A 7,787-nucleotide genomic window follows, 5' to 3' on the forward strand; every position below is an offset into this window, starting at 1 on the left:
CTTACTCCGACCACACAATGGGAAATATTGCCGGATCGCTGAAATCAGGATCGCCGTTGGGCAATTTACGGCACAAAAGTTCGTTAGGGATTTGAACTTTTTCTCCTTTTTGGTTCCAAAAAGATCGATATTGGTTGGCTTCGTCCTGTAGGTGGATTGCCATTGCCAAGCGGAAGACATTGCTGGTGTTAGGGTAGCTGCCGTGAATTGTCCAACAGTGATGAAAGCTGATTTGACCTTTCTTTAATATCATTGGCAATTTAACGATTTTCCGTCCTTCTCGGTGAAATTTATCTTCAATTTCTTCGAGGTTTGGGTTGTTGAAGGAGCGCATATTTTCGAGTCCCGGCCACTTGTTGCTACCGTCGAAAACGGCGATCGGCCCCAGAGACTCATCGCAGTCTTGGAAAGGTATCCAAGCGGTAAGTAAGTTGTCGGAGGTACAGGTAGACCAGTAAGCGCGATCGACGTGCCAGCCGATGGTGGTTTTAGTGCTTTTGGGTGGTTTACAGATGATTTGATCGTCTAGAATGCGAATTTGTTTGGTTCTGGCAAGTCGTGCGGCGATCGCGCCAATAATTGGCTGAAGGGCAAATTTTCGCAGCAGCTTGCTTTGCAAGGAAATGAATTCGTTATTGCGCGTAACGTCCCCATCTTCCGGCTTCCAGTTGCAGTATCCGCCACTGAGGGGAAGTACCGCATCTCGTTCTCCCCGGTAGAACTTTTCGCAGCCAAGTATTCCCTCTTCAATCATTTCATCGGGGATGACTTTTTTTGAGATGTACCAGCCGTGTTCTTCGTAAAAAGCAACATCTTCTTCTGTGGGTAAAAGAGCTATCTGTTCTGCGGTAAGATGTTGGGTAAAAGTCTCCATCTTTGATTTACTCCTGACTAATAACTAGCGCTTGGTTGCAGTTGGGAAAATTCAGCAAATTTTGCTGCTACTTGGGTAATATTGTTGTAGGAATAACGATGATCTGTGGGAACAGTCAGCAGGCGATTTGATAAATCGAAAGCCTTCGGATCGTTACCCGACAATTGGTCTGGCGGTTGAGGCCAATGAACAGGAGCGAAAATGTTTTTACTTATCAGAAATCGGCGCAGTTCTTCCCTAATTTGAGAATTTTTACAGAGTAAGATGCTATTAAAGGGAACCGAACCGGAAGACCAATTTGTAAATAGAGGTTGGTAACTTTCCTGTTGATTTTTTAATAGCATCTCTAAAAAATCTTTGACGTTGGTTGCCCGCTGTTGCCTCATTTCGGAAATTTTTAAACTTAAGAGTACATTGTTTGTGAGGGTGGAAATAGACCGATCGCCATCATTGATTAGATGCTCCTCTCCTTCCATTTGCAGGATTCGATAGCTATCTTTGGAAATATCCGCACCCATCAAATACGCTCGCTTTAGCAGCATAGCGGTGAGTTTTTGGGCTGCTGCCGATGATTCCGGTTTAGAAGGTCGAGGCAGTTCCATTTTTTTCCCAGACCAAATCATCGCTCCGTCTGGAATCGGCAGTGTTTTACGCAGGGATGCCATTGCATAATGAGCGGTAGTTTGCTGCGCCCAAAGCGAGAAAGGATCGTGGCTGTGGTCTTCAATTAAGATAATATCTTGATTTTGAGTCAGCCAATCTTGCCAAGGTTTTCCTTCTTTGACCCCAAACAAATTAACTGCCAATACTAAATCACCCGGTAAGGGGCGAAGGGAGTTAAAATCTGGGACTGTTTCTGTGGGCAAATCGCGATACCAACAAAGCTCGAAAACTTTACTAATTTTGGCTGCAACTTCCATGCAGTAATATGTCGGTAAATGCAGCCTTAATCGACCTTCCCGAGATCCTTTCAAAAAACGCTCAACAGCTAATAGAATGCCCGTAGCTGTGGAAAATAGTTCATAGTTTTCGGGGAATAAATTTTCCGATGATGATGGTGGTGTCAAGGCATCATCCGACCAATGAAATTCTGAGCCGACTTCCCATCTTGCTATCATTGATTGTAATACCTCATTCATTACCTTTAAACTCTTCACCGGTAGCGTGGCCTTCTTGACTAATTTCTTTTTGCCCCAAGACTTTCCAGACTGTTAGGAAAAGTATTTTTAAATCTAATAACAGGCTCCAATTATCGACATACCAAACATCGAGCCTGAATTTCTCCGGCCAATTTTCATCTAGAAGTCGGCGACCATTTACCTGGGCCCAACCGGTGATTCCGGGCATAACATCGTGGCGGCGCGCTTGTTCTGGACTGTAGCGTTCTAGATATCGTACTAATAAGGGGCGAGGCCCAACAAAGCTCATGTCGCCTTTGAGAACGTTCAATAGTTGTGGAAGTTCGTCCAGACTTGTTTTGCGAAGAAATTGACCGAGGGGTATGAGACGCTGTTCGTCGGGCAGCAAATTGCCATCAGCGTCGCAATCGCTTGTCATAGTGCGAAACTTGTAGAAATTGAAAACCCGACCGTTTTTACCGGGACGGGGTTGGCAGAAAAAGATGGGCCCGCCCATGCGGATGTAAATGGTGATCGCCACCATTAAGATTACGGGAGAGAAAACCAAAAGGGTGATCGCTGCACATAATCTATCTAATACCCACTTAACCAATTGGCTGACTTTTTTGGAATTTACTCGTTGATGAAGTTGCGATATTTGTGAGTCTGATTTGAGCGGTAGTAATTCGTCAATACTCATGATTCTACACCCCAACAGCAATTTACTGTACTTCCCTGATTCTTGCAGTATCCGGGTTTATACGGTAACGAGTTCTGTCAACTTTACAGAAAATTTAAATAACTTCGGTGTTTTATGAAGCCTTTGTGAACCTCTGGTTGGGACGCTCGCTTACTGTTACATAACTTAACGATGAAGTAGGTAAGATCAAGGGGTGTGCGATCGTTGACCTGTGTCCAACCTGTAATATTATGTCCGACTAATCGACCTTGACACGAGCGCGATCCGAGCTACGGACTTTAGTATTTTGAGGACTAAAATCCTGACTACAAGCTTTTTTTAAGCGTTTATTAATTCAGTACACCCTAACCATACAAAGACTGCACCCATTCCCATTCTTGCCTCAATCCTTCCCTCAAAGAAACCTGTGCCTGATATCCCAATATTTTCTGAGCTTTGGATACGTCAGCGCTAGTATCCCGCGCATCTCCTTTGCTCGATTCTAGGTAATTGATGCGAATCGGGCGATCGACAATATTTTCCATTGTGTGAATAACTTCTGCTAAAGCAACTCGACTTCCCCCTCCTATGTTGAAAACTTCGCCCACAGCTTCTGGAACTTTAGCAGCAGCTACATTAGCAGCAATGCAATCGCTGATAAACGTGAAGTCTCGGGTTTGCTGTCCGTCTCCGTAAATTGAAATCGCTTCGCCGCGCAAAATTGATTTAAAAAATATGTGGAATGCCATATCGGGACGCTGGCGAGGCCCGTAAACGGTGAAATAGCGCAACATGGTTGCCGGAACGCCGAAATTGTGATAATAAAGCGAACACAAACGTTCAGCGGCTAACTTAGTAATTCCGTAGGGAGAAACTGGTTGAGGACAGGCAGTTTCGCTGGTAGGGAAAGTTTCAGCATTGCCGTACACCGAAGAAGAAGAAGCTAGCACAAATCTTTTCAGTTGCGGTGCATTTTTTGCTGCTTCTAAGAGGACCTGAGTTGCATTGATGTTGCGATCGGTGTAGCGGCAGAAACCTTCTCCCCAACTAGCGCGGACGCCTGCTTGCGCTGCTTGGTGATAAATGACTTCTGTATTAGCTAAGAGCGGACGCCAATCCAAAGATAAAATATTGTCCTCTATCAGTTGAAAATTTGGATGTTTGGCAAAATGAGCGAGATTTTTTCTCTTCAATTCGGGATCGTAATAATCGTTGACTTCATCAATGCCGATAACTTTCTCACCTTGCTTTAACAGAGTTTCTACTAAGTGAGAGCCGATAAAGCCTGCCGCGCCTGTAACTATATTACTCATTTGTTAATTGTTAATTGTTAATTGTTAATTGTTGATTGTTGATTTCAGCGTACAAAGCCTCGTATTGCTTCAGGATGTTCTGAAGTTCGTAAGCAAGTATGCTTTTACTACCGCGCTGTGCCATTTCGCGAGCTGCGACCGGGCGATCGAGCACCCAAGCCATAGCCTGAGCCAACCCGTCGATATCTCCCAACTTGACAAGAAGGCCGCAACCTCCTTCGAGCAAGTCCCGAGTGCCGCGAATATCTGTACCGATCGCCGGAACTTCCAGGCACAGCGACTCCATGACACAATTGGGAAGCCCCTCTTGCTCAGAAGCCAGGACTGTTGCTGCTGAGGCCCGCATCAAAACAGGAATGTCCCGACGAAACCCCAAAAAATGCACCTGATTTTCCACTCCTAGCTCAGATGCCAACTGCTGCATCTCCTTGATTTGTCCCTGGCCCGCAAAGGCTAAGTGTGCCTCTGGTCTTCCCAAACGAGCGAAAGCCTTTAAAACGTCGTGGGGGCGCTTGCGGGGAATCAGCTCAGCAACCGACAAAAACAGTGGCGTATCCGGTGATATTCCCAATTCTTGGCGCACTCGCAGGATTTCTGCTTCAGGAATCTCCAAGGGGTTGTAGCGATCGACATTTAACCCAGTTCCCGGTATATAACGGACTCGTTCAGGAGGAACCAGCCAGCGTTTGGCCGCTTCCTCATCCTCGCGGTTCACCACAACTAGGCAATCAGTCCAAGGCCCGGCAAGCTTTTCTAGCCCCAGAAAAATTGCATTTTTGAGCGGTGAACCTCCTTTGTAGAAGTGAAAACCTTGGGCCGTATAGATCACCTTGAGTTTTCCCTGCTTTCTCAAATCATTGAGAACATAACGACTGACAAACGCCCCTACGGGGGTGGAAACATTTACCAGGTTATAGGCTTGCTGTGCTAGCACTTCTCGGATTTGTGGCGGCGCAACTAGCAGATTTTGCGGCGCGGTGGGGTTTCGGGACCAGTCGATTTCCCAGGTGCGATCGAATGCCTGCAAGCATTCTGGACAAGTCGAAACTCCTTTGGCCATCCCGTCTACCTGCCAACCGATCTCGCGCAAGTGGCGGGCAATGGGTGCGAAGAAAGCGCGGAGAGTTGGTGCGATGGTCGTTACTATCAACAGTTTGTTCATTTTTTTTCTCTCAACCAAACTTCTGTTTGCTCTCGAACGAAGCGGTAAAGTTGATTCCGCCTTTCCCGCAGCACTTCATCTCGATACTCTTTGGCTTTCTCCAGGTTGCGGGCCGACATCCGAGTCATGCGTTCTGGATTCGTCACCACTTCGCGAATTTTATGAGCCAAAGCAGTCGCATCACCGGGGGGTACAAGATCTTCCGGCGGCAGCAGTTCGGGAATGCCACCTACCGTAGAGCCGATGCACGGGAGCGATCGGGCCATCGCTTCGACCATTGCTCTAGGTAAGCCTTCCTGGCGGGAAGGTAGGATGAAAAGCTCTGCTTTGTCCAACTGGGCGCGTACAGCATCGCCAGCAGTCAATTGGCCGAGAAAACAAACCCGATCTGCTATACCGCGGGCTTGGGATCGCGCCTCCAATTCTGACCGATGTTTGCCATCTCCTACCAAAACCAACTTCAGGTTTAATCCCGACTGCACGCAGGAAGCTACAGCATCAATTAGGACATCTGGGGCTTTATAGAGTTGAGCCAGCGTACCGACACTAACCAGGGTGAAAGATTGCTTGTCGCGATCGTCAAAACGGGGTGCAGCAGCAAAAGCCGAAGTTGGCAATTCAACACTGGAATAGTGGGTTGAAAACGCCCCAGACCCAGAAGGGTATCGGCGTTGCAGGGCACCTTCTGTAACGTAGGCAGCAGCACAAGCCCCAGCGCATTGATGCCTCAACTTGCGTGGAAACCACCAGCGGAAGAACGGGCGCAAGGGATGTTTAACTGCACCGGGCGCGAAGACATCATAGGGGTCGGCTACGACTTCTACGGCATACGGATGATTTATCTTGCTTAACATCGGTTGAATGCAAGAAGCTATCTGCGAACCAACCCGCAGAATTACCGCATCGTTTGCTGCCACTGCATTTCTGGCGACACGCTGGACTTGCGAGACTTTCTGGAGGTACTGCCAAGGGCCGATGTAGTATGGTACGGCTGCGAAGGAAACCCCTTCGCCGTCTGCGCGTTTGCAGTCGCCAGAAACTGAAGCAACTTCTTGAACCCTGGCCACCACGCGCACGCGATCGAAAACTTCCAAGTAACGCATCCAGAAGGAATGTGGAAACGCTACCTGCGTCCACACCTTTCCGTCGGGAGTGCGATCGAATCGATGTTCGAGAGCAACAACAACATTCATAAATTGACAACCCCTAAAATTCATTTATTCATAATAATAAATTAACTTTGGTGAGTTTTTTTGCGATCAATATTTTTTAATTAAGTAATGACATAATTTTTATAGCATAGCCTGTATGTTCAGGTAAGTTATTTATATAAAATTTACAAATATTCATTTACTGAAGCAGGATCTAATGGAGCAACAATGGAAATAGAAAGACCTAGATGACCGTATTATTAAACGGAATGTCGTTGATAGGTTCACCAATTGGGATAAGGACTACAGATTATGTAAAAATTATAACAATTAGAGCGTCACCGATCCTGCCATCAAAGAAGCCAGCCCTGTGAAGGTGGTGAATTTTGCTAAGAGATCGTAACATCAGTTATATTTATATTGATTGTTTAAAATATTTAGGAAACTGTACCAATGGTCAAGATGTCTGTATTTAAGCAAAAGATAACACTAGGAAAGGTGATTGGTATTTTTCGTGGCTTGTTCCTTAAGTTATTTTTGCGCTCCTGCGGTTTTCCAATCACTATAGAGCATGAAGTTCGGTTTCTCAGTAGAAGAACTATAGAGATAGGAAATTGGGTAACTATTCGTTGGCATACTCAAATCAATGAAAATGTTAAGATTGGGGACAAAGTTTTTATTGGAAAATACTGTGACATTGGAAAGAACGTAGTCATAGAGGATGCTGTGACTCTAGCAGATTATGTATGTCTGCTCGGTAATACTCATAATTATAATGACCCTGAAAACAGAGCAGGTGAAATTTATTCACCAGGTACGAAGGTTATTGGTCAAGGTGCTTGGATAGGCTACAGAGCAATTGTCCTCCCACAAGTTCGATATGTAGGGCGGGGTTCCGTAATTGGAGCAGGTGCTGTTGTTACCAAAGATGTTCAGGATCACACTATCGTAGCCGGAAATCCTGCAAAAGTAATTGGATGCCTTTTAAGTAGTTAAGCAAAATTAATTACATAATTATCTCCAAATTCTTTAAGAATTCTTTCTACAGATGAAACAAGAGATTGCCAGCTAGAGTAGGCATCTATTTCGAGCCATTGATATTTGATAAACCGCCACAAAATCTCAATTAAATTCAATTCAGGTGAATAAGTAGGCAATTCAAATATAGTTAAACCGCGTTCTTTCCATTCTTCAATTTTCTCGAAAATGGCATTGCTAGTATGAATAGAAGCTTGATCTACTACAATAACTGTTGGCCGCTCCACCACAGCAAAGAAAGTATCTATGCAGGCTATGATTACATCAGAATTAATAGTTTGCTCTGAAACATAAGCATGAAAATTGTTTTGCCGATTCATGATTCCCAAGACATTTAAACGCTTAGTTCTACGACTATCAATTGACAAATATTCACCAATATCTTGCCATCCATAAGGGACACAAGGGATGCCACAAAATCCGGACTCATCCAAATAGTATAAATCAATTTT

The 7,787-nt window shown here is 45.2% G+C and carries 8 protein-coding genes; 1 reads left to right on the forward strand and 7 read right to left on the reverse strand.

The features are described 5' to 3' along the window. Position 1: 1 nt before the first annotated feature. From QUA77_RS05460 to QUA77_RS05485, 6 genes are all read right to left on the reverse strand, one after another. Entirely contained in the window at positions 2 to 874 is an 873-nt protein-coding gene (locus QUA77_RS05460; protein WP_333449493.1) for a phytanoyl-CoA dioxygenase family protein, read from the reverse strand. Between the two features lie 17 nt (positions 875 to 891). After that, positions 892 to 1,992 carry a DegT/DnrJ/EryC1/StrS aminotransferase family protein gene (locus QUA77_RS05465; RefSeq protein WP_333449494.1) on the reverse strand — a complete coding sequence of 367 codons (1,101 nt, stop codon included), beginning with the start codon at positions 1,990 to 1,992 and terminating at the stop codon, positions 892 to 894. 13 nt (positions 1,993 to 2,005) lie between these two features. Continuing rightward, positions 2,006 to 2,692, reverse strand: coding sequence for a sugar transferase (locus QUA77_RS05470; RefSeq protein WP_333449495.1), 687 nt, complete (start codon positions 2,690 to 2,692; stop codon positions 2,006 to 2,008). Positions 2,693 to 3,036: 344 nt separating this feature from the next. After that, positions 3,037 to 3,984, reverse strand: a complete 948-nt coding sequence (locus QUA77_RS05475) for a GDP-mannose 4,6-dehydratase (RefSeq protein ID WP_333449496.1) — start codon at positions 3,982 to 3,984, stop codon at positions 3,037 to 3,039. Positions 3,985 to 3,994: 10 nt separating this feature from the next. Continuing rightward, positions 3,995 to 5,146 carry a glycosyltransferase gene (locus tag QUA77_RS05480; protein ID WP_333449497.1) on the reverse strand — a complete coding sequence of 384 codons (1,152 nt, stop codon included), beginning with the start codon at positions 5,144 to 5,146 and terminating at the stop codon, positions 3,995 to 3,997. Then, a complete protein-coding gene (locus tag QUA77_RS05485) occupies positions 5,143 to 6,339 on the reverse strand; it encodes a glycosyltransferase family 4 protein (protein WP_333449498.1) in 1,197 nt (398 codons plus the stop codon). The genes QUA77_RS05480 and QUA77_RS05485 overlap by 4 nt, the downstream gene beginning before the upstream one ends. Positions 6,340 to 6,759: 420 nt before the next feature. On the opposite strand from QUA77_RS05485, the gene QUA77_RS05490 reads away from it, so the two are divergent. Next, positions 6,760 to 7,293: an acyltransferase gene (locus tag QUA77_RS05490; protein ID WP_333449499.1), complete on the forward strand. Its 534-nt coding sequence runs from the start codon at positions 6,760 to 6,762 to the stop codon at positions 7,291 to 7,293. Here QUA77_RS05490 and QUA77_RS05495 read toward each other — a convergent pair. Next, positions 7,290 to 7,787, reverse strand: a 498-nt coding sequence (locus QUA77_RS05495; protein WP_333449500.1) for an IS630 family transposase, incomplete at its 5' end; no start/stop codon positions are given. The genes QUA77_RS05490 and QUA77_RS05495 overlap by 4 nt on opposite strands.

The sequence above is a fragment of the Microcoleus sp. K5-D4 genome (assembly GCF_036704575.1).
Lineage (GTDB): Bacteria > Cyanobacteriota > Cyanobacteriia > Cyanobacteriales > Microcoleaceae > Microcoleus.

What these genes read in the sequence shown, in the direction of transcription:
- QUA77_RS05485 (WP_333449498.1), bottom strand. Translation starts at nt 6,339, where the DNA reads ATGAATGTTGTTGTTGCTCTCGAACATCGATTCGATCGCACTCCCGAC.
- QUA77_RS05490 (WP_333449499.1), top strand. Translation starts at nt 6,760, where the DNA reads ATGTCTGTATTTAAGCAAAAGATAACACTAGGAAAGGTGATTGGTATT.
- QUA77_RS05465 (WP_333449494.1), bottom strand. Translation starts at nt 1,992, where the DNA reads ATGATAGCAAGATGGGAAGTCGGCTCAGAATTTCATTGGTCGGATGAT.
- QUA77_RS05470 (WP_333449495.1), bottom strand. Translation starts at nt 2,692, where the DNA reads ATGAGTATTGACGAATTACTACCGCTCAAATCAGACTCACAAATATCG.
- QUA77_RS05480 (WP_333449497.1), bottom strand. Translation starts at nt 5,146, where the DNA reads ATGAACAAACTGTTGATAGTAACGACCATCGCACCAACTCTCCGCGCT.
- QUA77_RS05475 (WP_333449496.1), bottom strand. Translation starts at nt 3,984, where the DNA reads ATGAGTAATATAGTTACAGGCGCGGCAGGCTTTATCGGCTCTCACTTA.
- QUA77_RS05460 (WP_333449493.1), bottom strand. Translation starts at nt 874, where the DNA reads ATGGAGACTTTTACCCAACATCTTACCGCAGAACAGATAGCTCTTTTA.